Origin of the sequence: Pseudorhodoferax sp. Leaf265, assembly GCF_001422365.1 — a bacterium.
Taxonomy (GTDB): domain Bacteria; phylum Pseudomonadota; class Gammaproteobacteria; order Burkholderiales; family Burkholderiaceae_C; genus Pseudorhodoferax.
Genome location: NZ_LMMT01000001.1, coordinates 855,776 through 876,177, shown reverse-complemented (window position 1 = coordinate 876,177; position 20,402 = coordinate 855,776). Strand labels below are relative to the sequence as shown.

The following is a 20,402-nucleotide window of genomic DNA, read 5'->3' as shown; positions in this document are numbered from 1 at the left end:
ATGCTCCACCACGAGGCCAACCGTGCCCTGACCGAAAGCCGACGCTACGCCGTGCGCACCGTCGGCGCCGGTGCGCCGCTGCGCTGGCTGGCGCGTGGGTGGGCCGACCTGTGGCATTGCCCGCTGCCGGGCCTGCTGCACGGCCTGGTGCTGGCCGGCTTCGGTGCCGCCCTTGCGCTCGTGGCCCATGCCGAGTTCTGGCTGCTGGCCGGGGCGTTCTCGGGGTTTCTTCTGGTCGCGCCCGTCGCGGCCACGGGCCTGTATGCGGTCAGCCGTGCGCTAGAACGCGGAGAACGGCCCACTCTGGCTACGGCGCTGCGCGTGTGGTGGCCCCGCGATGGCCGGCTCGTGCTGTTCGGCGTCCTGCTGGCCTGCGCGGGCACTGGCTGGGTCGTGACGTCGGCCGCGCTCGTCACGGGTTTCGCGCCGGGGATGGTACGGCGGCCTGAGGATTTCCTGATGCTGGTCGTCGCGGCCGGGCAGGGCTGGCTGTTCGAGGCCTGGCTGGCGCTGGGGGCGTTGCTGGCCGCGCCCGTATTCGCCTCCAGCGTCATCGCCATCCCGCTGCTGCTGGACCGGCGCATCGGCGTGCTGGCAGCCGTGCTGACGAGCTGGCGCGCGGTGCTCGAAAACCCGCTGCCCATGGCGCTGTGGGCCGTGCTGCTGGTCGGCCTCACGCTGCTGTCCCTGCTGCCCGCGCTGCTGGGCCTGGTGCTGGTGGCGCCCTGGCTGGCCCATGCCAGCTGGCACGCCTACCGCGACCTGGTGGCCTGACCCGCATGTTCGGCTACACCGAAGCCCAGATCGCCTGGTTCGGCATGACCTTCGGCCTCGGCGCCTTCATGCTCTACATGCTGTTCATCATCCTGCAGCTGGCGCGCGAGTCGAAGGCCGGGCGCTTCGGCACCTTCGTGCTGCTGCTGGGGCTGGGGCTGGGCATGGTCGGCTTCGCGGCCAAAGGCGTGATCAAGTTTTTCCTGAGCTGAGCGGGCCGCAGGAGCAGGACCTCGTGCGGTGGTCGTACAGGACCAGCGTCCGACAGGGCCAGCCTGGCCCGGCCGCCATGGCGTCGGTGCCGCTGGGCGCGGCACCGGGGCCGGTCGCGTGGGACGCTCAGCGCCCGCGCTGCTGCGGCCCGTACAGCCAGGGCATGTCGAGCAGGCGTTCGCCGAGCAGGCGCAGCGACAGGTTGCGGCCCCAGCGGAGGGGCCCGGTGGCGTGGAAGATGCGGCCGTTGCGCAGCGCGCGGGCCTGCACGCGCGCGTTGCGCTGCCAGCGTTCCAACGCGTAGCGGGCCAGCCGCGCGGGCACCTCGGTGTCGGCCTGGCGCAGCGCGTGGCCCAGGGCCTCGGCATCCTCGATGGCCATGCCGGCGCCCTGGGCGAGGTAGGGGCGCATGGGGTGGGCGGCATCGCCCAGCAGGGCCACCCGACCGCTTGCCTGCTGCGTGGCCGCGTGCAGCGGCGGGCGGTCGGCCAGCACCCAGAGCCGCCAGGCAGGCACGGCGCGCACGAGGTCCTGCAGCGGCGCGCAGCAACTGGCCATGGCGGCCTGCAGGTCGGCCGCGTTGGTGGCGTGGTCCCAGTCGGCCAGCGCATCGGGCGTGGCGCCGCGTTTGCCGCCGGGCGGCAGCCCGTGCACGAAGGCGACCACGTTGAGCGCCTCGCCGCCGCGCACCGGGTAGCTGACCAGGTGCAGGCGCGGGCCCAGCCAGGCCGTAACCTCGGCGCTGCGCAGCGCAGCGGGCAGCGCCGCCTGCGGCAGCAGTGCGCGGTACGCCAGGTGGCCGGTCAGGCGTGGCGGGCCATCGCCCAGCAGTTGCGTGCGCACGCTGCTCCACAGGCCGTCGGCGCCGAGCAGCGCGTCGCCTGCGACCGGCTCCGCGGCACGGCCATCGCCATGGTGGGTCTGCATTCGCACCTGGTGCCCGTCGTCATCGAAGCCCTGTACCCGTCGGTCGAGCGCCAGCGCGATGTCGTCGCGCTGCTGCACGGCCCCGTGCAGCAGCGCCAGCAGGTCGGCGCGGTGGATGGTGGCGTAGGGCGCGCCGTAGCGTGTGGGCATGGCGGCCAGATCCAGCGTGGCCAACTGCCGGCCGCTTGCCGCATCGCGCACGCGCAGCCGCGCAGGGAATGCGGCCACCGCCTGCAGCGCCACATCGAGGCCCCAGGCCTGCAGCACCCGCACCACGTTGGGTCCCAGCTGCACGCCGGCGCCCACCTCGCTGAACGCGGCGGCGCGCTCGAACACGCGCACCTGCCAGCCCTGGCGGGCACAGGCCAGCGCGGCGGCCAGGCCGCCGATGCCGCCGCCGGCGACAAGAAGCTGATGGGGATGTGCCATGGGACAGCGATTGTGCCCAGCGGTACCGCTTGCAGCGCCTTGCAAAGGCCACCGGCGTGGCCGCCAGGTGGCCCACGCTAGCCGCGCGGCGCGATGTCCGGTGGCCCGTTGAGCCATGGCTGCTGTGCGGCAAACAGCTGCTGCAGGTAGCCCATGACGGCGCGGATGCGGCCCGAGTACTGCAGGTCGTGGTGTACGCTGAGCCACAGCGTGCGCGTGACCTTGGCCTCGGCCGCCAGCACCGGCACCAGGCCGGTCTCATGCACCACCGAGAACTTGGGCAGCAGCACCAGGCCCAGGCCGGAAGCAGCGGCGCTCATCTGGGCCAGCATGCTGTTCGATTGCAGGCGCATGCGCGGGCGCTGCACCAGCTCGTCGAGCCAGCGCACCGCGTCGAGCTGCACTAGGTCGTCCACGTAGCCAACGAATGCGTGCTGGGCCAGATCGGCCAGGCTGGCCGGTACGCCATGCGCTGCCAGGTACTGCGGTGCGGCATACAGGTACAGCGCGAAGCTGCCGGCCGGCGCGCACGCCAGGCCCTGGCCTTGGGGCTCGAAGAAGCTCACGAAGATGTCGGCCTCGCGGCGGTTGACGTTGACCACCGTGGCCGAGGTCACCAGCTCGATCTGCAGGCCGCCATGCTGCGCCAGCAACGGGGCCAGATGCCGCGCCACGAACGTGGTGCCGATGCCTTCCATCATGGCGATGCGCACCTTGCCCGCGGGCGCACGTTCACCGCCACCGAGCTTCTCCTGCAACCCGAGCGCGGCGACCTCCATCGCCTCGGCGTGCGTGGCCAGCAGGTGTGCCAGCTCGGTCGGCTTGAGCCCGTCGCGCCGCCGCTCGAACAGCGGCCCGCCCAGGCACAGTTCCAGCTGGCCCAGGCGCCGGCTCACCGTGGAGTGGTCGACGCGTTGCTGCCGCGCGGCCTGCGACAGGCTGCCGCTGCGCTGGATCTGCAGGAACAAGCGCAGGTCGTCCCAGTCCAGGTCGGCCAGCGGCACCTTCTTGGTGGTCATCCCGTCATTGTGCGGGGTGGCACCGGCGTGGTCCGCGCAAACGGCTCACCGGTGCATCAATCGAGCTTGATGTCCAGCCGCTTCACGAGCGCGCCGTAGACCTGGCGCTCGTCGGTCTGCAGCTTGCGCAGGCCGTCGCCCGAGGTCGGTTCGGGCTGCGCACCTTGCAGGCGCACCACTTCGAGAAAGCTCTTGTCCTGCATGGCCTGGTGCACGGCGGCCGTCAGCTTCTCCACCGTCGCTGCGGGCGTGCCGGCCGGCGCGTAGAGGGCCTGCCACAGGCCCATGTACAGGTCGACACCCAGCTCCTTGAGCGTCGGCGACTGCGGCAGCAGCTCCAGCCGGGCCGGCGTGGCGCTGGCTAGGATGCGCACGCGCCCGTCCTTCGACGCGGCATCGGCCGCGCCGGCCGGCACGAACATCATGTCCACCTGGTTCGCAAGCACCGCCTGCACCGCCGGTGCCTGGCCCGAGAACGGCACGTGCAACAGATCGAGACCGAGCGCGGCGGACAAACGCTCCATCGCCAGGTGCACGATGCTGCCGACGCCCCAGCTGGCGTAGCTCAGCGCGCCGGGGCGGGACTTGGCCAGCCGCACGAGATCATCCATGGTGCGCACCTGCGCCAGCGACTGGCCGACCATCAGCACGATCGGAATGCTGGTGACCAGGCTGACCGGGCGCAGGTCTGCGTCCGGGTCATACGGCAGCTTGCGGTAGATGAACTGGATGATGGACTGCGTGTCCACGATGCCCATCAGCAGTGTGTTGCCGTCGGGCTTGGCCCGCGCGACGTAGCCGGCGCCGATGCTGCCGCCGGCGCCCGGCCGGTTCTCGACGATGACGGACTGGTGCAGCAGGTCGCCCAGGGGCTTGGCCATGGCGCGGGCCAGCACGTCGTTCACGCCGCCGGCGTTGAAGGGCGACACGATGCGCAGCGGTGCGCTGGCGTGTACGCGCACCCAGGGTGCCGAGGCCAGGCCCGCGAGCGTGGCGGCCAGGGCGGTCTTGAGGGCAGTTCTTCTGTGGATCGTCATGGTGGATCGCTTTGGAGGGTTCGGATTTCCGACCGGTGGCCGGTGCGAGGGTTTGCGCCTGGTGGCGGCAGCATCGGCACCCCATTTGGTGCACGACGGCCAGCCGGTGCGGCGACACCGGCAACCACGCAGAAAGCGTGCGAACGGCCGCCCGGGAAATTGCACAGGGGCTTGCGCATTTGCCGGTGGCCGATGGCGTGGCCGCCACCTACCGTGGCGCGTCCATTGCAACCACCGAACGGTCCACACCATGAGTTCATTGCCCCGCGTCCGCGTGGCCGCGGTCCACGCCGCACCCGTCCTGCTCGACAAGACCGCCACCACGGAGAAGGCTGTCGATCTCATCGAAGAGGCGGCGCGCCATGGCGCGCACGTGATCGCCTTTCCCGAGACCTACATCCCCGCGTTCCCGGTGTGGGCAGCGCTGTGGGCACCGATCCACAACCACGACCTGTTCGAGACCATGGTCGAGAACAGCGTGGCCGTGCCCGGGCCGGAAGTGGCCCGCATCGCCGCGGCCGCGCGGCGTCTCGGTGTCTGCGTGTCGCTCGGCATCAGCGAACGCAGCACGGTCAGTGCGGGCTGCATCTGGAACAGCAACCTGCTGATCGGTGAGGACGGCACGCTGCTGAACCACCACCGCAAGCTGGTGCCGACCTTCTACGAGAAGCTGGTCTGGGCCAGCGGCGACGGCCAGGGGCTTCGTGTCGCGGACACGCGCTTCGGCCGCATCGGCGGACTGATCTGCGGCGAGAACACCAACCCGCTGGCGCGCTTCGCGCTGATGGCCCAGGGCGAGCAGATCCATGTGTCGAGCTGGCCGCCGATGTGGCCCACGCGCCAGCCGGCCGAAGGTGGCAACTTCGACAATGTGGCAGCCAACCGCATCCGCGCAGCCGCCCATGCCTTCGAGGCCAAGGCCTTCGGCATCGTCTGCGCCAGCTTCATGGACCAGGCCATGCGCGACTTCCTGGTGGACCGCGATCCGAAGGTCGCCGAGATCGTGGACCAAACGCCACGCGGTGTCTCGATGTTCGTCGATCCCACCGGGGCGGCGGTGGGCGACATGCTGCAGGCCCATGAGGGCATCGCCTATGCCGACTTCGACTTGAACCGCTGCATCGAGCCCAAGCAGTTCCACGACGTGGTGGGCTACTACAACCGCTTCGACGTATTTTCGCTGGGCGTGGAACGGCGCCGGCACGAGCCCGTGGCCTGGAGCGGCGCGGAGCAGCCCGCCTTTGCACGCCTGCTGGACGACGAGCAGCCGCCCACGATGCGCAATGGCGCTACATCGCCTTGAACAGGTGCACGTACAGCCGGCTCACGGCGACGCGCTCGCCGGGCCGGCCGCGCAGGCGCAGGTACAGCCGGCCAGCCTCGTCGCGCTGGACCTGCTCGATGGCATCGGCCCGCACCACCACCGCGCGGTGCACCTGCCAGAAGCGTTGCGCGTCCAGCTGCGGCAGCAGCTGCTTGAGCGGTGTGCGGATCAGGTGCTCCTCGCTGGCGGTCAGCACCCGCACGTACTTGTCGGCCGCCTCGAAGTACAGCACCTCGTCGACGGGCACCATGCGCACGTTGGCGCCACCGGCATCGCCCGCGGCGATGAAGCGCAGCGGCGCGGCCGGCGCGCCGGTGCCGGCAGCGCCCAGCAGGCGGCGCCACTGCGCGAACTGCTGCTCCAGCGCCTGGGCCGATGCCGGTTCGGACCTGGCCACGGCCTGCTGCAGGCGTGCCACGGTGCGGCGCAGCCGCTCGGCCTGCACGGGCTTGAGCACGTAGTCGAAGGCTTGGGCCTCGAAAGCGCGCACGGCGTACTCGTCGTAGGCGGTCACGAACACCAGCTGCGGCAGCGGCGCCGCGTCCTCGGGCCAGCGCTCGGCCAGCTCGGCCGCCGCGGCCAGGCCGTCCTGGCCCGGCATGCGGATGTCCAGGAACAGCACCTGGGGCCGGTGCAGCAGCGCGGCCTCCACGGCGCTGTGGCCGTCACCGGCCATGGCGACAATCTGCAGCTGCGGCCAGGCGGCGGCCAGCTCGGCGCGCAGGGCCTGGGCCAGCAGCGGCTCGTCTTCGGCGATCAGGGCGGTGGGGGCGGTCACAGGAAACGCGCGATGTCCGCCACGTCCTCGGGAAACAGCTGGCCGGCCTCGGCCATCGCTACCCTGCCGTCGCGGCCCAGCACCACGGTCACGGGCAGGCCCGGCGGCCGGGGAAGCGCGCGCTCCACTTCTGGCGAGACCCAGGCGCTTGGGAACGCGTAGCCTTTCTGGCGCAGGTAGGCGGCGGCCGGGGCGGCGGTCTTGTCGATGGACAAGCCCAGGAAGGCCAGGCTGCGCGCCGACTGCGTGCGCCAGAGCTGGTCCATGTGCGGCGACTGCAGCGCGCAGAACGGGCACCAGCTGGCCCACCAGTACAGCACCAGCACCTTGCCCTCGGCCTGCGCCGGCACGAAGCGGCTGCCGTCCAGCAGCGTCAGCGCGGGGACGGCCAGGCGGCTGCCCGGCGCGGGCAGCGCGCCCTTGGGCTGCTGCGCGCGCAGCGCGGGCGCACCGAGCGCCAGGGCCAGCGCCCCGGCCTGGGCCAGGGCACGGCGACGGGAATGGGCTTGCGGCATGGAGGGGCCTCCGGTCAGGAAGAGGGCACCTGCGGGGCCGGTGCCGGGGCCGCCATTGTGCGCAGGCCGGCGCCGCCTTGCAGCGGCATGCGGAGCAGGGCCTCGGTGCCGCCACCGGGGGCGCCCTGCAGCGCCACGCTGGCCCGTTCGCCGTGCAGGGCCTGCAGGCGCTCGCGCACCTGCGTCACGCCGAAGCCGCCCGGGCCCGTGGCCGGTGCGCCGTCCGCGGGCAGCCCCACACCCGTGTCCTGCACCTGCAGCACCAGCCGCGCGCCGTCGGCGCCGTCCTCCTGCCATGCGCGCACGGTGATGGCGCCGCCCTCGACCTGGGGTTCCAGCCCGTGGCGGATCGCGTTCTCCACCAGCGGCTGCAGCAGCAAGGGCGGCACCGGCACGGCGCGCAGCGCATCCGGCAGTTCCAGCTGGTAGCGCAGGCGCGGGCCCATGCGCACGGCCATGAGTTCCAGGTAGTCGGCCAGGCGATCGAACTCCTGTGCCAGCGGGTGCAGCGTGGCGCGCGAGCCGCCCAGCGTGGCGCGCAGGTAGCTGTTGAGCCGGTCCAGCATGGCCACGGCGCGCGGCGGGTCCAGCGTGATGAGCACGCGCAGGTTGGCCAGGGTGTTGAACAGCATGTGCGGCTCCAGCTGCGTCTCCAGCAGCTTGAGCTTGGCCTCGGTGGCGTCGCGTTCGGCAGCGGCGATGGCGGCGGCCAGGGCCGCTGCCTTGCCGCGGGTGTGGAAGTAGAACGAGCCGATGGCACCGGCCGCCACCGTGATGTACAGGCCGATCATGCTGTCGCGCGCATCGGCCGTGCGGCTGGGGTTGGCCGGGCCGACCAGCTTGTAGGCCAGCCAGTCGCCCGCGTAGAAGCCGACCAGGATGCCCGCCACCGTCAGCACCAGGCCGCGCCAGCCTCGCGGCCAGCCATGCCCGCCCTCGGCATCGCCATGGCAGTGCGCAGGCGGTACCGCGTAGCGGCCGAACTCCATCGTGCCCCAGCAGAGGGTGCCGATGCAGATGGAATAGGCCAGCTGCGACAGGTAGCTGCGGTTGGGCCACATCAGCGTGGTCAACACGGCCACCACACAGCACAGCGCCAGCACGTGCAGGTAGTGGCGCAGGGCGTTGCGCAGGATGGGGTTCATGGGGTCCGGGTCGGTGCGGTGCCCAGATTCTTGACGAAGAAGGCCGTGATGGCGTCGTAGACCTGGGCCAGCGTGCTGCGGTCGAAGCCGGGCGGGTCGTTCAAGAGCCGGCCCAGCGCGCCGGACAGGCCCGGCACCACCGGCGACAGGATCGAGCCGTGGCCGCCCTGCGCCATGTCGGCCAGCAGCGTGCAGCGTTCGGCGCAGGCGGCGCGCACGGCGTCGCTGTGCCAGCGCGGCGCCAGCCAGGCGTCCTGCCCGGCGCGCACCAGGCCGAGCGGCACGCGCGGCGTGGCCAGCGAAGCCATGTCGAACGGGGCGGCCATCGGCACGGCGGACACCACGGCGGCGATGCGCGGCTCGCTCCAGCTGCGCCATGCCGTGTCGCTGCCGAGCTTGGCGCGGATCACGCGTTGGGCGATGCCGATCTTCGCGCTGTCGAGCACGCCGCCGGTCAACTCGGTGGACAGACCGACGCAGGCCGCGAAGTCCTGCGCGATGTGGGCATCGCAGTGCTGTGCCAGCAGCGCGGGCGACCAGCGGCCCCCGGCCAGCGCCAGCGCGGTGAGTCCGCCGGCCGACATGCCGTAGGCGCCCACGCGCTGCAGATCCAGCTGCAGCGGAGCCAGCCGGCCGCCCGGTGCGGCCAGCGCGGCCACGGCATCGATGGCGCGGGACACCTCCTGCGGCCGGCGCGCCCAGCTCACCGGGCCGACGTCGCTGGTGTCCTCGAAGTTGTCGCCCTGGTGCAGTGGCATGGCGACCGTGAAGCCGGCCGCCACCAGCGCGCTGGCCAGGTCGAACTGCGGCCACACCGAACCGCCCGAGCCATGTGACAGCACCACCAGCCGGCCGTTGCCGCGCGCGGGTGCCGCATCCACCGCTGCCTGCAGGGTGAATGGTCCGCGTTGCAGCGCGGCTGGCGCAGCCTCTGTGGGGTAAAGCAGCGTGACGGGCCCCTGGGTGGCCGTGGCTGGCAGCGCAGCCAGGCCGGTCGCGGCCAGCGCGTCCGTGCCCGTGGCGATGGTGGCGGCGGCCAGCAGGATGCGCGTTGTGCGCGATGCCAGGGGGCGGCCCTCAGTCGGCCAGCGCATAGGGCCCACCACGCTGCAGCGCACGCCGGAACGCCGGCCGCGCGTGGATGCGCTCCAGCCACCCCACGAGGTTCGGGCGGCTGGCATCCAGCCCGGCGCGCTGCCGCGCGGCCTCGACCGGAAAGCTCAGCTGGATGTCGGCCGCCGTGAAGGCATCGCCGACGAACCAGTCGCGCCCGGTCAGTTCGCCTTCGAGGAAATCCAGGTGCCGTTGCAGGTTGGGCGTGATCAGCGCGGCCTTGGCCTTGGCCGCGATGCCGCGCGCGATCGGCTTGGCGAAGAAGGGCATCTTGGCCTTCTCGATGCGGTCGAACACCAGCTTGAGCAGCAGCGGCGGCATGGCCGAGCCCTCGGCATAGTGCATCCAGTAGCGAAAGCGCACGGCCTCGGGCGTGCCCGGCGGCGGTGCCAGGCGGCCCTGGCCATGGCGCTCGACCAGCGTCTCCAGGATGGCGCCCGACTCGGCCAGCACCAGGCCGTCGTCGGTGGTCACCACGGGCGACTTGCCCAGCGGGTGCACGCGGCGCAGCTCGGGCGGGGCCAGCAGGGTCGCCGGGTCGCGCTGGTACTGCACGATCTCGTAGGGCAGTTCCAGTTCTTCCAGCAGCCACAGCACGCGCTGCGAACGGGAGTTGTCGAGGTGGTGGACGGTGATCATGGCCTGCATGGTGCCCGATCAACGCGGCGTGCCGCCGTCCAGCCGCTGGCGTTCGCGCGCGACCATGCGGTCCATCAGCGGGTTGCCCGGTGCCAGCACCCAGACCGCCAGGCCGTGGAACAGGAGGCCCAGGCCCCAGCCCAGCAGCGGGAACAGCGCCCAGTGCCGGCCACCGGCCAGCGACAGCGCGACCAGCACGGCGTTGACGACCAGGTAGACCGTGGCGTGGGCGAACCAGCCCAGCTTGGCCTTGGCGCGGCGACGGGCGGTCCAGTCGAGTTGGGTTTCGCCGGGGATGGGGTGACGGGACATGGTGTGCTCCTTGAAGAAAAGGGGGTCAGGCGGTGACGGCGGCGACATGCTGGCGCCGGGCCAGCTGCCACAGCCGCAGCGCACGGCCGGCGAAGATGCCGCTGAACAGGCCGTACAGCGTGCTGACGCCTGTGGCGAAGCCGCCCTCGTGGGCCACTTCCGGGTGCATGGCCAGCAGCACGCCCACGGCGTACTTGGTGGCGAAGATGCCCATCATGAGCGCCAGCGGCGCCCAGCTGCCAGGTTGGAAGAAGCGGCGGCTGGCGGGCTCGTAGCGCACGGCCGGGTGCAGCGGCAGCCGCACCACGGCGGCCAGCGCCGCGCCTGCGGCCAGGCCCCAGCCGGCCAGCGCCAGCCAGCCGGCATCCGAGCGGCCGAACGCACCCGTCACGCCGTAGATGGCCAGGGCGACCATGGCCACCGGCATGGCGGTCGCGCGGATGAGGTGGGTGCTACCGTCCCGCAGCTGCCTGCCGCCCATCCAGGCGAGCAGCGCGAACAGCGCGAACACCCAGGCGGGCGTGTGGGTCAGGATCTGGATCAGCATGGCGGGCTCCGTGGTGTGTGGTGTGCTGTGTTGGCGCGACTGTGCGCCGGCGCTGCGCCGCTTCCCAGCGCCATGCGACGGGCTGCAGCACGGCGGCGCCAACGGCAGTGCAGCGCGACGAACGGGCCGGTCCGGCCGCTTTACCTGCCGTTGACAGTTGCAAGCACATGCCGGCTACGATCGCCGGCTCCAATCGCACCAACCTCGTGCCTGCCCCCGATTTCGCGCCATGGACCACCCCACGCCCGGCCCTGTTCCGCCCTCCCGTTCCCTGGTGCCGCCGCCTGCGCGGCCGCCCTCGCGCGGGCGCCGCTGGCTCGGGGCGCTGGTCACCGTGCTGGTGCTGGGCGGGCTGGTCGGTGGCAGCTACTACCTCGTCAAGCGGCCGGCCGAGACGCCAGCCGGCTTCGGCATGGGGCCCCGACCCGGTGGCCCTGGCGGCCCGCCGGGTGGGCCGGGCGGCTTCGGCATGGTGACGGTCGGCCATGCCGCGGTGGCGCGCGCGCAGATCCCGATCACGCTGGACGCGCTGGGCACCGTCACGCCCACCGCCACGGTCACGCTCAAGCCCCAGGTCGGCGGCGTGCTGACCGAGGTGCTGTTCACCGAAGGCCAGACCGTGCGCCGAGGCCAACTGCTGGCCCGCATCGATCCGCGGCCCTACGAGCAGGCCCTGATGCAAGCGCGCGGCACGCGCATGCGCGACGAGGCGCAGCTGCAGGCCGCCCGCGTCACGCTGGCGCGCTACCGCACGCTGCTGGGCCAGGACTCCATCGCCCGGCAGGACGTGGACACCCAGGCCGCGCTGGTGCAGCAGCTCGAGGGCACGGTCACGAGCGACAAGGCGGCCGAGGCCGCGGCGGCCGTGAACCTGGAGTTCACGCGCATCACGGCACCGCTCACGGGCCGCATCGGCCTGCGCACCGTGGACCCTGGCAACACCGTGGCGGCAAGCGCGACCACGGGCATCGCCGTGATCACGCAGATGAACCCCATCGACGTGCAGTTCGCCGTGCCGCAGGACCGCATTCCCGAGGTGCAGGATCAGGTGCGCGGCAACAGCAAGCCGACCGTGGCCGCGCTGGACCGCACGCGCAGCGCGGTGCTGGACACCGGCAGCTTCTCCACGCTGGACAACGTGGTCGACACCACCACGGGCACGGTCAAGGCCAAGGCCCGCTTCGCCAACGCCGACGGCAAGCTGTTTCCCAACCAGTTCGTCAATGTGCGCATGACGCTGCGCACGCTGGACGCCCTGGTGGTGCCCGTGACGGCCGTGCGCACCGGGCCGCAGGGCCCTTACGTCTACGTGATCGCCGACGACCGCAGCGTCAGCATGCGCCGCGTGAAACGCGGCGAGGCGACAGTGGACGTGGTGGCCGTGACCGAGGGCCTGCAGGCCGGCGAGCTCGTCGTGACCGAGGGGGGCGACCGCTTGAGCGAAGGCGCGCGCGTGCGGCTGCAGGGCGAGGTGCCGCCGGCCGGCCCGCGCGCTGGTGGCGGGCGCCGCAACGGGCAGGGCGCGGCGGCGCCTGCGGCCGGCGCCGCCACGCCCGCCAACGCCGCGGCCGCCGCGCCCGCGCCGCTGCCGGTGCGCCCGGGCGCCTCCGGCCCGCAGCCACCGGCTGCCACGGCGCCCGCACCCAGCGGCCAGCCGCCAGCCGCCCAGCCCGAATCCACCGGTCTGCCCACGGCCGAACAGCGCCAGCGCATGCTCGAGTCGGTCAAGGACGACCCCGAAAAGCTGGCCCAGCGCAAGCAGTTCCTCGAAGCGCTGGACCGCGGCGACCCGCAGGCGCTGGCGCGCTGGCAGAACCTGCAGCAGCGGCGCCGGCCGGGTTCCTGAGTTCATGAGCCCGTCCAGACCCTTCATCGAGCGCCCGGTAGCCACCGGGCTGCTGATGCTGGCCATCGTGCTGGCCGGCCTGGTCGGCCTGCGCTTCCTGCCGCTGGCCGCGCTGCCGCAGGTGGACTACCCGACCATCCAGGTGCAGACGCTGTACCCGGGCGCCAGCCCCGAGGTCATGAGCCGCACCGTGAGCGCGCCGCTGGAGCGCCAGTTCGGCCAGATGCCGGGTCTGAACCGCATGGCCTCGACCAGCGCGGCCGGCGTCTCCATCGTCACGCTGCAGTTCGACCTGGACCAGACGCTGGACGTGGCCGAGCAGCAGGTGCAGGCCGCCATCAACGCCGGCAACTCGCTGCTGCCGGCCGATCTGCCGGCGCCGCCGGTCTACGCCAAGGTGAACCCGGCCGACGCGCCCATCCTGACGCTGGCCGTCAGCGCCGACAGCATGCCGCTGACCGAAGTGCAGAACCTGGTCAACACGCGCATGGCGCAGAAGATCAGCCAGGTGGCCGGCGTGGGCCTGGTCACGCTGTCGGGCGGACAGCGGCCGGCCGTGCGCATCCAGGCCGACACCCAGGCGCTGGCCTCGGTGGGCCTGGGCATCGACACGCTGCGCACGGTGATCGCCGCAGCCAACGCCAACAGCGCCAAGGGCAGCTTCGACGGCCCGGCGCGCGCCTACAGCATCAACAGCAACGACCAGCTGCTGGCCGCGGCCGACTACCAGAACCTCATCGTGGCCTGGAAGAACGGCGCGCCCGTGCGCATGCGCGACGTGGCGCGCGTGGTGGACGGGGCCGAGAACGCGCAGCTGGGGGCGTGGGCGGCGCTGAAGGAGGGCAGCGGAGCTGACCTGCGCCCGGCCGTGATCCTGAATGTCCAGAGGCAACCGGGCGCCAATGTCATCGCCACCGTGGACGCCATCAAGCAGCAGCTGCCCGAACTGCAGGCGGCACTGCCCGCCGCGCTGCGCGTGGAGGTTCTGTCCGACCGCACCACCGGCATCCGTGCCTCGGTCGAGCACGTGCAGCTGGAGCTGCTGCTGGCCGTGCTGCTCGTGGTGCTGGTGATCTTCGCCTTCCTGCACAACCTGCGCGCCACCGTGATCGCCAGCATCGCCGTGCCGATTTCGCTGGTCGGCACCTGCGGGCTCATGTACCTGCTGGGCTACTCGCTGAACAACCTTTCGCTGATGGCGCTGACCATCGCCACGGGCTTCGTGGTGGACGACGCGATCGTCATGATCGAGAACATCGCGCGCTACCTGGAGGAGGGCGAGAAGCCCTTCGCCGCCGCGCTCAAGGGCGCCACGCAGATCGGCTTCACCATCATCTCGCTGACGGTGTCGCTGATCGCGGTGTTGATCCCGCTGCTGTTCATGGAGGACGTGGTGGGCCGGCTGTTCCGCGAGTTCGCGGTCACGCTGGCCATCACCATCCTGATCTCGGCCGTGGTCTCGCTGACGCTGGTGCCCATGATGTCGGCGCGCTGGCTGAAACCCGAGGCTGAAACGCCCAGCCGCTTCGGCCACGCCGTGCAGCGCTTCTTCGACCGCGTGATCGCGCGCTACGACCGCGGCCTGGTCTGGGTGCTGCGCCACCAGCCGCTGACCCTGCTGGTGGCCCTGGCCACGCTGGTGCTCACGGTGCTGCTGTACATCGCGATCCCCAAGGGCCTGTTCCCCACGCAGGACACCGGGCAGCTCAAGGTGCGCGTGGAGGCCGCGCAGGACGTCTCGTACGCGCGCATGGCCGAGTTGCAGCAGGCGGCCGCCATGGCCATCCTGGCCGACCCGCAGGTGCGCAGCCTGTCGGCCGTGGTCGGTGTGGACGGCGCCAGCAACACCGCGCTCAACACCGGCACCATGCTCGTGAACCTGCGCGCGGACCGTGGCAACCAGCAGGAGACCATGGACAGGCTGCGCCAGCGCGTGCGCGAGACCGTGGCCGGCGTCACGCTGTACCTGCAGCCCACGCAGGACCTGACCATCGACGCCGAGGCCGGGCCGACCGAGTTCCGCCTCTCGCTGGAAGGCGTGGACACCGCACTCGTGAACGAATGGGCGCGCAAGCTGGTCCTGCGCCTGCACGGCACCGACCTGGCCGACCGCGTGCGCAACGCCACCACCGACGCCGGCGCCCAGGGCCTGGCGGCCTATGTGGACATCGACCGCGGCACGGCCGCGCGCCTGTCCGTCACCGCCAGCGCGGTGGACGACGCGCTCTACAGCGCGTTCGGCCAGCGCATCGTCTCCACCATCTTCACCGAGACCAACCAGTACCGCGTGATCCTGGAGGCGCAGCGCGAGGGCCTGGATTCGGTGCAGGGCCTGGGAAATCTGCAGCTCAAGACCGGCAGCGGCGGCACCACGCCGCTGTCGTCCTTCGCCACGGTGCGCGAGCAGCTGGTGCCGCTGCAGGTCACGCGCGTGGCGCAGTACCCGGCCGCTACCGTGGGCTTCGACACCGCGCCCGGCGCGGCGCTGGGCAGGTCGGTGCAGGCCATCCGCGCGGCCGCGGCCGAGATCGGCCTGCCGGCCAGCATCGCCATGAAGTTCCTGGGCGCGGCCGGTGCCTACGAGAAGTCGCTGACCAGCCAGCTCTGGCTGATCCTGGCGGCCGTGGTCTGCGTCTACATCGTTCTGGGCGTGCTGTACGAGAGCTACGTGCACCCGCTCACCATCCTGTCCACGCTGCCCTCGGCCGGCGTCGGCGCGCTGCTGGCATTGATGCTGAGCGGCCAGGACCTGGGCGTGATCGGCATCATCGGCATCATCCTCTTGATCGGCATCGTCAAGAAGAACGCGATCATGATGATCGACTTCGCGATCGACGCCGAACGCCAGCAGGGCAAGTCGCCGCAGGAGGCCATCCACCAGGCCGCGCTGCTGCGCTTTCGGCCCATCCTCATGACCACGCTGGCCGCGCTGTTCGCTGCGCTGCCACTGATGTTCGGCTGGGGCGAGGGCGCCGAACTGCGCCGGCCGCTGGGGCTGGCGATCTTCGGCGGTCTCGTGCTGTCGCAGATCCTCACGCTGTTCACCACGCCGGTGATCTACCTGGCGTTCGACCGCCTGGGCCAGCGGTTCGCGCGGCACCGCGACGAGGCGCCCGCATGAACCTGTCGCGGCCCTTCGTCGAGCGGCCCATCGCCACCGTGCTGCTGACCATCGGCGTGGCGCTGGCCGGCATCCTGGCCTTCTTCGTGCTGCCGGTCTCGCCGTTGCCGCGCGTGGACTTCCCGGTGATCTCGGTCTCCGCCAACCTGGCCGGAGCCAGCCCCTCGACCATGGCCTCCAGCGTGGCCACGCCGCTGGAACGCCGGTTGGGCGTGATCCCGGGCGTCAACGAGCTGACCTCCACGAGTTCCACCGGCTCCACGCGCGTGACGCTGCAGTTCGACCTGAACCGCAACATCGACGCCGCCGCGCGCGAGGTGCAGGCCGCCATCAACGCCGCGCGCGCCGACCTGCCCAGCACGCTGCGCAGCAACCCGACCTACCGCAAGGCCAACCCCACGGCCTCGCCGGTCATCATCCTCGCGCTGACCTCGGAGACGCGCACGCCGGGCCAGATCTACGACGCGGTGTCCAACATCGTGAGCCAGCGCCTGGCGCAGGTCGAGGGCGTGGGCGACGTGGAGATCGGTGGCGGCTCGCTGCCCGCCGTGCGCGTGGAGCTCGACCCCTACCCGCTGAACCAGCTGGGCATCAGCACCGAGGACGTGCGCGCCGCGATCCAGGCCAACAACGCCAACCGGCCCAAGGGCGCGATCGAGGGCGAGGGCCGGCGCCTGCAGGTCTACACACCCGCGCCAGGCCTGCGCGCGGCCGACTACCGCGATCTCGTGATCGCCTGGCGCAACGGCGCGCCGGTGAAGCTGTCGGACGTGGCGAACGTCGCCGACAGCGTGGAGAACACGCGCACCGTGGGCCTGTTCAACGGCAAGCCGGCCGTGATCGTGCTGGTCACGCAGGAACCCGGCGCCAACATCATCGAGACCGTGGACAGCGTGCGCCGCCTGCTGCCCGAACTGCGCGCCCAGTTGCCGCAGGACATCGCCGTGCAGGTCTCCTCGGACCGCACCAACTCCATCCGCGGCTCGCTGCACGAGGTGGAGTTCACGCTGATGCTGTCGGTGGTGCTGGTGGTGTGCGTGGTCGGCGTGTTCCTGCGCCGCGCGCGCGCCACCGTCATCCCGGCCGTGGCCACCGTGGTCTCGCTGCTGGGCACCTTCGGCGTGATGTGGCTGCTGGGCTTCTCGCTCAACAACCTCAGCCTGATGGCGCTGACGGTGGCCACCGGCTTCGTCGTGGACGACGCCATCGTGGTGCTGGAGAACACGCAGCGCCACATCGAGGAGGGCATGGACCGCATGGCCGCGGCCCTGAAGGGCGCGCGCGAGGTCGGCTTCACGGTGCTGTCGATCAGCCTGTCGCTGGTGGCGGTGTTCATCCCGCTGCTGTTCATGGGCGGACAGGTCGGGCGGCTGTTCCAGGAGTTCGCGGTCACGCTGTCCGCCGCGGTGCTGATCTCGCTCGTGATCTCGCTGACCACCACGCCCATGCTGTGCGCCATGCTGCTGCGCAGCGAAGCCTGGTACCGCCAGCGCCCGCCCGGCCGCATCAGCGGCCCCTTTCTGCGCGGCACGGAACGGCTCTGGGCCTGGAGCCTGCGCGTCTACGCCCACAGCCTGGACTGGGCGCTGGCCAGCAAGGGCCTGGTCATGCTCTCGCTGGCCGTGGTGGTGGGCCTGAACGTCTGGCTGTTCATGCACATCCCCAAGGGCTTCTACCCGCAGCAGGACAACGGGCAGCTCAATGCCGGCATCCGCGCCGACCAGAGCATCTCGTCCGTGGCGCTGCAGGCCAAGCTCAAGCAGGCGGTGGACATCATCCGTGCCGACGCGGCGGTGGACACCGTGATCGCCTTCAGCGGCGGCGCGCGCGCGGGCGGCGGCTTCATGTTCGTGAACCTGAAGCCCCTGGGCAATGGCCGCAGCGAGAAGACCCAGGCCGTGATCGACCGGCTGCGCCCGCAGCTGAACCAGCTGACCGGGCTGCGCGTGTTCCTGGGGCCGGTGCAGGACCTGCGCATGGGCGGGCGCCAGAGCAACTCGACCTACCAGTACACGCTCAAGAGCGATTCGTTGGCCGACCTGCGCAACTGGTCGAAGAAGCTGTCCGACCGCATGGCCGAGCTCGAGCAGCTGACCGACGTGGACGGCGAATCCTCCGACAACGGCATGGAGACCTTCGTCTCGGTCGACCGCGACGCCGCGGCGCGCCTGGGCGTCAGCACCTCGGCCGTCAACGCCGCGCTGTACAGCGCCTTCGGCCAGCGCTCTGTGGCCACCATCTACAACGACCTGAACCAGTACTCGGTGATCATGGAGTGGGCGCCGCGCTTCCAGCAGGCGCCGCTGGTGCTCAAGGACCTGTACGTGCCATCCACGGTCAGCACCACCGTCGACCCCACGACCGGGCAGACGAGCACGAGCACGGTGCAGTCGAACGCCAACAGCAGCACGGGCACCTCGACCGTGACCTCGGCCAACCCCGCATCGCGCAACTCCTCGGCTGGCCAGGCACTGGCCACAAGCACGACCACCATGGTGCCGCTCGCAAGCTTCGTGCGCGTGGGCGAGCGGGCCGTGCCCAGCGCCATCAGCCACGACGACACCGAGCTGTCCAGCACCATCTCGTTCGCGCTGGCCGACGGCGTGACATTGGCGCAGGCGCAGCAGCTGGTCAGGCAGGCCGAGAACGACATCGCCATGCCGGTCAATGTGCGCGGCAGCTTTGCCGGTACGGCCCGCGCCGCGCAGGACACGGGCGGGCAGCAGACCCTGCTGATCATCGCGGCCATCGTCGTCATCTACATCGTGCTGGGCGTGCTGTACGAGAGCCTGATCCACCCGATCACGGTGCTCAGCACGCTGCCTTCGGCCGGCGTGGGCGCGGTGCTGGGCCTGCTGCTGTTCCGCATGGAGATGACCATCATCGCGCTGATCGGGCTGTTCCTCCTGATCGGCATCGTCAAGAAGAACGCCATCATGATCATCGACTTTGCGCTGGAGGCGCAGCGCGCGCGCGGCCTGTCGGCGCTGGACGCCGTGCGCGAGGCCTGCCTGCTGCGCTTTCGGCCCATTCTCATGACCACGCTGGCCGCGGCGCTGGGCGCCTTGCCGCTCGCGCTGGGCTTCGGCCAGGGTGCCGAGCTGCGCCAGCCGCTGGGCGTGACCATCGTCGGCGGGCTGATCGCGAGCCAGCTGCTGACCCTGTTGACCGTGCCCGTGGTCTACGTGCTGCTGGACAAGCTGCGCCGCCCGGCCGCCAACGACCGCCTGCTCGCCCGGACCCCATGAAGATGCTGCCTCGCCGTTTCGTTCTCCTGGCCCTGCCGGCGTTGCTGGCCGGCTGTGCCGTCGGCCCGCGCTACGCGCGGCCGGACACCGGCTTTGCCGCCGCCTTCAAGGAAGCCCCGGCCGCCGACGGCTGGGTGCCGGCCCAGCCTGGCGACGCGCTGGACCGCGGCGACTGGTGGACGCGCTTCGGCGACCCAGAGCTGGACGCGTTGGCCGCGCGCGTGCAGGTCTCCAACCAGAACATCGCCGCGGCCGTGGCCAACTACGCCCAGGCCCAGGCCCTGGTGCGCGAGCAGCAGGCGGCCCTGCTGCCTACCTTGTCGCTGGAGGGCAGCGCGCGCCGCAGCGGGCCGGTGCGGGGCGGTGGGGCGTCCAGCCGCTCCTACGCGGCCAGCGTGGCGGCCGACTGGTCGCCCGACCTGTGGGGCCGGCTCGGCGAGGCCGTCGACAGCGCCCAGGCCAACGCCCAGGCCAGCGCGGCCGACCTGGCCTCGGCGCGGCTTTCGTCCATCGGCGCGCTGGCGGCGAACTACCTCGCGCTGCGCGAAGCCGATGCGGAAATCGTGCTGCTCGACGAGACCATCACCGGCTACGAGCGCGCGCTCGCGATCACGCGCAACCGCTACGACGCCGGCATCGCGGCCCAGACCGATGTGCTGCAGGCCCAGACCCAACTGCTCGGCGCCCAAGCCGAGCGCGTGGCGCTGCGGCGCTCGCGCGCGACCTACGAGCACGCCATTGCGGTGCTGGTGGGCGTGACGCCGTCGGAGTTCGCCATCGCGCCCGCAGCCTGGCGCCCCGTGGTACCGGCCGTGCCCACGGGTTTGCCTTCGCTGCTGCTGCAACGCCGGCCCGACATCGCGGGCGCCGAGCGCGCGGTGGCGCGGGCCAATGCGCAGATCGGCATCGCGCGCGCGGCCTATTACCCGAGCATCGGCCTGTCGGCCAGCCTGGGCGGCAGCGCCAGCCGCGTGGGCGATCTGTTCAGCGCCTCCAGCCTGCTGTGGGCACTGGGCGTGTCGGTGGCGCAGACCGTGTTCGACGGCGGCGCACGCGACGCCGCCACCGACGCGGCACGCGCCGCCCATGCGTCCAGCGTCGCGAACTACCGGCAGACCGTGCTCTCGGCTTTCCAGGACGTGGAGGACCAGCTCAGCGCCACGGCCGCGCTGGCCGAGCAGGCAGGCCTGCGCCGCGAGGCCTCGCAGGCGGCCGACCGCACCGAGCAGCAGATGCTGAACCGCTACCGTGCGGGCCAGGTCGGCTACAGCGAGGTGGTCAGCGCCCAGGCCTCGGCGCTCAGCGCGCGGCGCACGCTGGCCCAGGTGCAGCTGGCCCGGCAGACGGCTGCGGTGTCGCTGATCCAGGCCCTGGGCGGCGGCTGGGAAGCCGACTGGCTGCGCCAGCCCTGAGCC

17 protein-coding genes are annotated in these 20,402 nt (G+C 71.8%); 7 read left to right on the top strand and 10 right to left on the bottom strand.

Annotation, left to right across the window (positions count from 1 at the left end; genetic code table 11):
* Both ASF45_RS04095 and ASF45_RS04090 read left to right on the top strand, forming a co-directional pair.
* A complete protein-coding gene (locus ASF45_RS04095) occupies nt 1-774 on the top strand; it encodes a DUF2189 domain-containing protein (RefSeq protein ID WP_056657199.1) in 774 nt (257 codons plus the stop codon).
* A gap of 5 nt (nt 775-779) precedes the next feature.
* On the top strand, nt 780-986 hold the full coding sequence (locus tag ASF45_RS04090) for a DUF2788 domain-containing protein (RefSeq protein WP_056657197.1): 207 nt from the start codon (nt 780-782) through the stop codon (nt 984-986).
* A gap of 127 nt (nt 987-1,113) precedes the next feature.
* Here the strand turns inward: ASF45_RS04090 and ASF45_RS04085 are convergent, their stop codons facing one another.
* The 3 genes from ASF45_RS04085 to ASF45_RS04075 all read right to left on the bottom strand — a co-directional run bounded on the left by ASF45_RS04085 (nt 1,114) and on the right by ASF45_RS04075 (nt 4,399).
* On the bottom strand, nt 1,114-2,343 hold the full coding sequence (locus tag ASF45_RS04085; protein WP_056657194.1) for an FAD-dependent monooxygenase: 1,230 nt from the start codon (nt 2,341-2,343) through the stop codon (nt 1,114-1,116).
* Between the two features lie 77 nt (nt 2,344-2,420).
* Entirely contained in the window at nt 2,421-3,362 is a 942-nt protein-coding gene (locus tag ASF45_RS04080; RefSeq protein WP_056657193.1) for a LysR family transcriptional regulator, read from the bottom strand.
* A 56-nt stretch (nt 3,363-3,418) separates the two neighbouring features.
* Nucleotides 3,419-4,399 carry a tripartite tricarboxylate transporter substrate binding protein gene (locus ASF45_RS04075; RefSeq protein WP_056657190.1) on the bottom strand — a complete coding sequence of 327 codons (981 nt, stop codon included), beginning with the start codon at nt 4,397-4,399 and terminating at the stop codon, nt 3,419-3,421.
* A gap of 250 nt (nt 4,400-4,649) precedes the next feature.
* On the opposite strand from ASF45_RS04075, the gene ASF45_RS04070 reads away from it, so the two are divergent.
* Nucleotides 4,650-5,702, top strand: a complete 1,053-nt coding sequence (locus ASF45_RS04070) for a carbon-nitrogen hydrolase family protein (protein WP_056657187.1) — start codon at nt 4,650-4,652, stop codon at nt 5,700-5,702.
* On the opposite strand, the gene ASF45_RS04065 is transcribed toward ASF45_RS04070, so the two are convergent.
* Genes ASF45_RS04065 through ASF45_RS04035 form a run of 7 tightly spaced genes read right to left on the bottom strand, consistent with a single transcriptional unit; the run spans nt 5,689 to nt 10,772 of the window.
* Nucleotides 5,689-6,501, bottom strand: coding sequence for a LytTR family DNA-binding domain-containing protein (locus tag ASF45_RS04065; RefSeq protein ID WP_056657184.1), 813 nt, complete (start codon nt 6,499-6,501; stop codon nt 5,689-5,691). The two genes, ASF45_RS04070 and ASF45_RS04065, sit on opposite strands and share 14 nt — an antisense overlap.
* Nucleotides 6,498-7,016 carry a TlpA disulfide reductase family protein gene (locus ASF45_RS04060; protein WP_056657182.1) on the bottom strand — a complete coding sequence of 173 codons (519 nt, stop codon included), beginning with the start codon at nt 7,014-7,016 and terminating at the stop codon, nt 6,498-6,500. Before ASF45_RS04060 ends, ASF45_RS04065 begins: the two co-directional genes overlap by 4 nt.
* 14 nt (nt 7,017-7,030) lie before the next feature.
* Nucleotides 7,031-8,161: a sensor histidine kinase gene (locus ASF45_RS04055; protein ID WP_063887564.1), complete on the bottom strand. Its 1,131-nt coding sequence runs from the start codon at nt 8,159-8,161 to the stop codon at nt 7,031-7,033.
* The gene (locus ASF45_RS04050) at nt 8,158-9,255 is read right to left on the bottom strand and encodes a dienelactone hydrolase (protein ID WP_235580792.1); all 1,098 of its coding nucleotides are present in this window, start codon (nt 9,253-9,255) and stop codon (nt 8,158-8,160) included. Before ASF45_RS04050 ends, ASF45_RS04055 begins: the two co-directional genes overlap by 4 nt.
* Complete coding sequence (locus tag ASF45_RS04045) at nt 9,239-9,913, bottom strand: glutathione S-transferase (protein ID WP_056657507.1); 675 nt, start codon at nt 9,911-9,913, stop codon at nt 9,239-9,241. Before ASF45_RS04045 ends, ASF45_RS04050 begins: the two co-directional genes overlap by 17 nt.
* A gap of 18 nt (nt 9,914-9,931) precedes the next feature.
* On the bottom strand, nt 9,932-10,225 hold the full coding sequence (locus ASF45_RS04040; RefSeq protein ID WP_056657179.1) for a 2TM domain-containing protein: 294 nt from the start codon (nt 10,223-10,225) through the stop codon (nt 9,932-9,934).
* Between the two features lie 25 nt (nt 10,226-10,250).
* Complete coding sequence (locus ASF45_RS04035; RefSeq protein ID WP_056657176.1) at nt 10,251-10,772, bottom strand: DUF6622 family protein; 522 nt, start codon at nt 10,770-10,772, stop codon at nt 10,251-10,253.
* Nucleotides 10,773-11,001: 229 nt separating this feature from the next.
* On the opposite strand from ASF45_RS04035, the gene ASF45_RS04030 reads away from it, so the two are divergent.
* Genes ASF45_RS04030 through ASF45_RS04015 form a run of 4 tightly spaced genes read left to right on the top strand, consistent with a single transcriptional unit; the run spans nt 11,002 to nt 20,399 of the window.
* Nucleotides 11,002-12,618, top strand: a complete 1,617-nt coding sequence (locus ASF45_RS04030; RefSeq protein WP_056657173.1) for an efflux RND transporter periplasmic adaptor subunit — start codon at nt 11,002-11,004, stop codon at nt 12,616-12,618.
* 4 nt (nt 12,619-12,622) lie between these two features.
* Complete coding sequence (locus tag ASF45_RS04025) at nt 12,623-15,739, top strand: efflux RND transporter permease subunit (RefSeq protein ID WP_056657171.1); 3,117 nt, start codon at nt 12,623-12,625, stop codon at nt 15,737-15,739.
* Nucleotides 15,736-18,987, top strand: a complete 3,252-nt coding sequence (locus tag ASF45_RS04020; protein ID WP_056657169.1) for an efflux RND transporter permease subunit — start codon at nt 15,736-15,738, stop codon at nt 18,985-18,987. The genes ASF45_RS04025 and ASF45_RS04020 overlap by 4 nt, the downstream gene beginning before the upstream one ends.
* Nucleotides 18,984-20,399: an efflux transporter outer membrane subunit gene (locus tag ASF45_RS04015; protein WP_056657166.1), complete on the top strand. Its 1,416-nt coding sequence runs from the start codon at nt 18,984-18,986 to the stop codon at nt 20,397-20,399. Before ASF45_RS04020 ends, ASF45_RS04015 begins: the two co-directional genes overlap by 4 nt.
* Nucleotides 20,400-20,402: the final 3 nt, after the last annotated feature.

What these genes read in the sequence shown, in the direction of transcription:
- ASF45_RS04020 (WP_056657169.1), top strand. Translation starts at nt 15,736, where the DNA reads ATGAACCTGTCGCGGCCCTTCGTCGAGCGGCCCATCGCCACCGTGCTG.
- ASF45_RS04025 (WP_056657171.1), top strand. Translation starts at nt 12,623, where the DNA reads ATGAGCCCGTCCAGACCCTTCATCGAGCGCCCGGTAGCCACCGGGCTG.
- ASF45_RS04045 (WP_056657507.1), bottom strand. Translation starts at nt 9,913, where the DNA reads ATGATCACCGTCCACCACCTCGACAACTCCCGTTCGCAGCGCGTGCTG.
- ASF45_RS04035 (WP_056657176.1), bottom strand. Translation starts at nt 10,772, where the DNA reads ATGCTGATCCAGATCCTGACCCACACGCCCGCCTGGGTGTTCGCGCTG.
- ASF45_RS04055 (WP_063887564.1), bottom strand. Translation starts at nt 8,161, where the DNA reads ATGAACCCCATCCTGCGCAACGCCCTGCGCCACTACCTGCACGTGCTG.
- ASF45_RS04095 (WP_056657199.1), top strand. Translation starts at nt 1, where the DNA reads ATGCTCCACCACGAGGCCAACCGTGCCCTGACCGAAAGCCGACGCTAC.
- ASF45_RS04030 (WP_056657173.1), top strand. Translation starts at nt 11,002, where the DNA reads ATGGACCACCCCACGCCCGGCCCTGTTCCGCCCTCCCGTTCCCTGGTG.
- ASF45_RS04080 (WP_056657193.1), bottom strand. Translation starts at nt 3,362, where the DNA reads ATGACCACCAAGAAGGTGCCGCTGGCCGACCTGGACTGGGACGACCTG.
- ASF45_RS04070 (WP_056657187.1), top strand. Translation starts at nt 4,650, where the DNA reads ATGAGTTCATTGCCCCGCGTCCGCGTGGCCGCGGTCCACGCCGCACCC.
- ASF45_RS04060 (WP_056657182.1), bottom strand. Translation starts at nt 7,016, where the DNA reads ATGCCGCAAGCCCATTCCCGTCGCCGTGCCCTGGCCCAGGCCGGGGCG.
- ASF45_RS04085 (WP_056657194.1), bottom strand. Translation starts at nt 2,343, where the DNA reads ATGGCACATCCCCATCAGCTTCTTGTCGCCGGCGGCGGCATCGGCGGC.
- ASF45_RS04075 (WP_056657190.1), bottom strand. Translation starts at nt 4,399, where the DNA reads ATGACGATCCACAGAAGAACTGCCCTCAAGACCGCCCTGGCCGCCACG.
- ASF45_RS04040 (WP_056657179.1), bottom strand. Translation starts at nt 10,225, where the DNA reads ATGTCCCGTCACCCCATCCCCGGCGAAACCCAACTCGACTGGACCGCC.
- ASF45_RS04015 (WP_056657166.1), top strand. Translation starts at nt 18,984, where the DNA reads ATGAAGATGCTGCCTCGCCGTTTCGTTCTCCTGGCCCTGCCGGCGTTG.
- ASF45_RS04090 (WP_056657197.1), top strand. Translation starts at nt 780, where the DNA reads ATGTTCGGCTACACCGAAGCCCAGATCGCCTGGTTCGGCATGACCTTC.
- ASF45_RS04050 (WP_235580792.1), bottom strand. Translation starts at nt 9,255, where the DNA reads ATGCGCTGGCCGACTGAGGGCCGCCCCCTGGCATCGCGCACAACGCGC.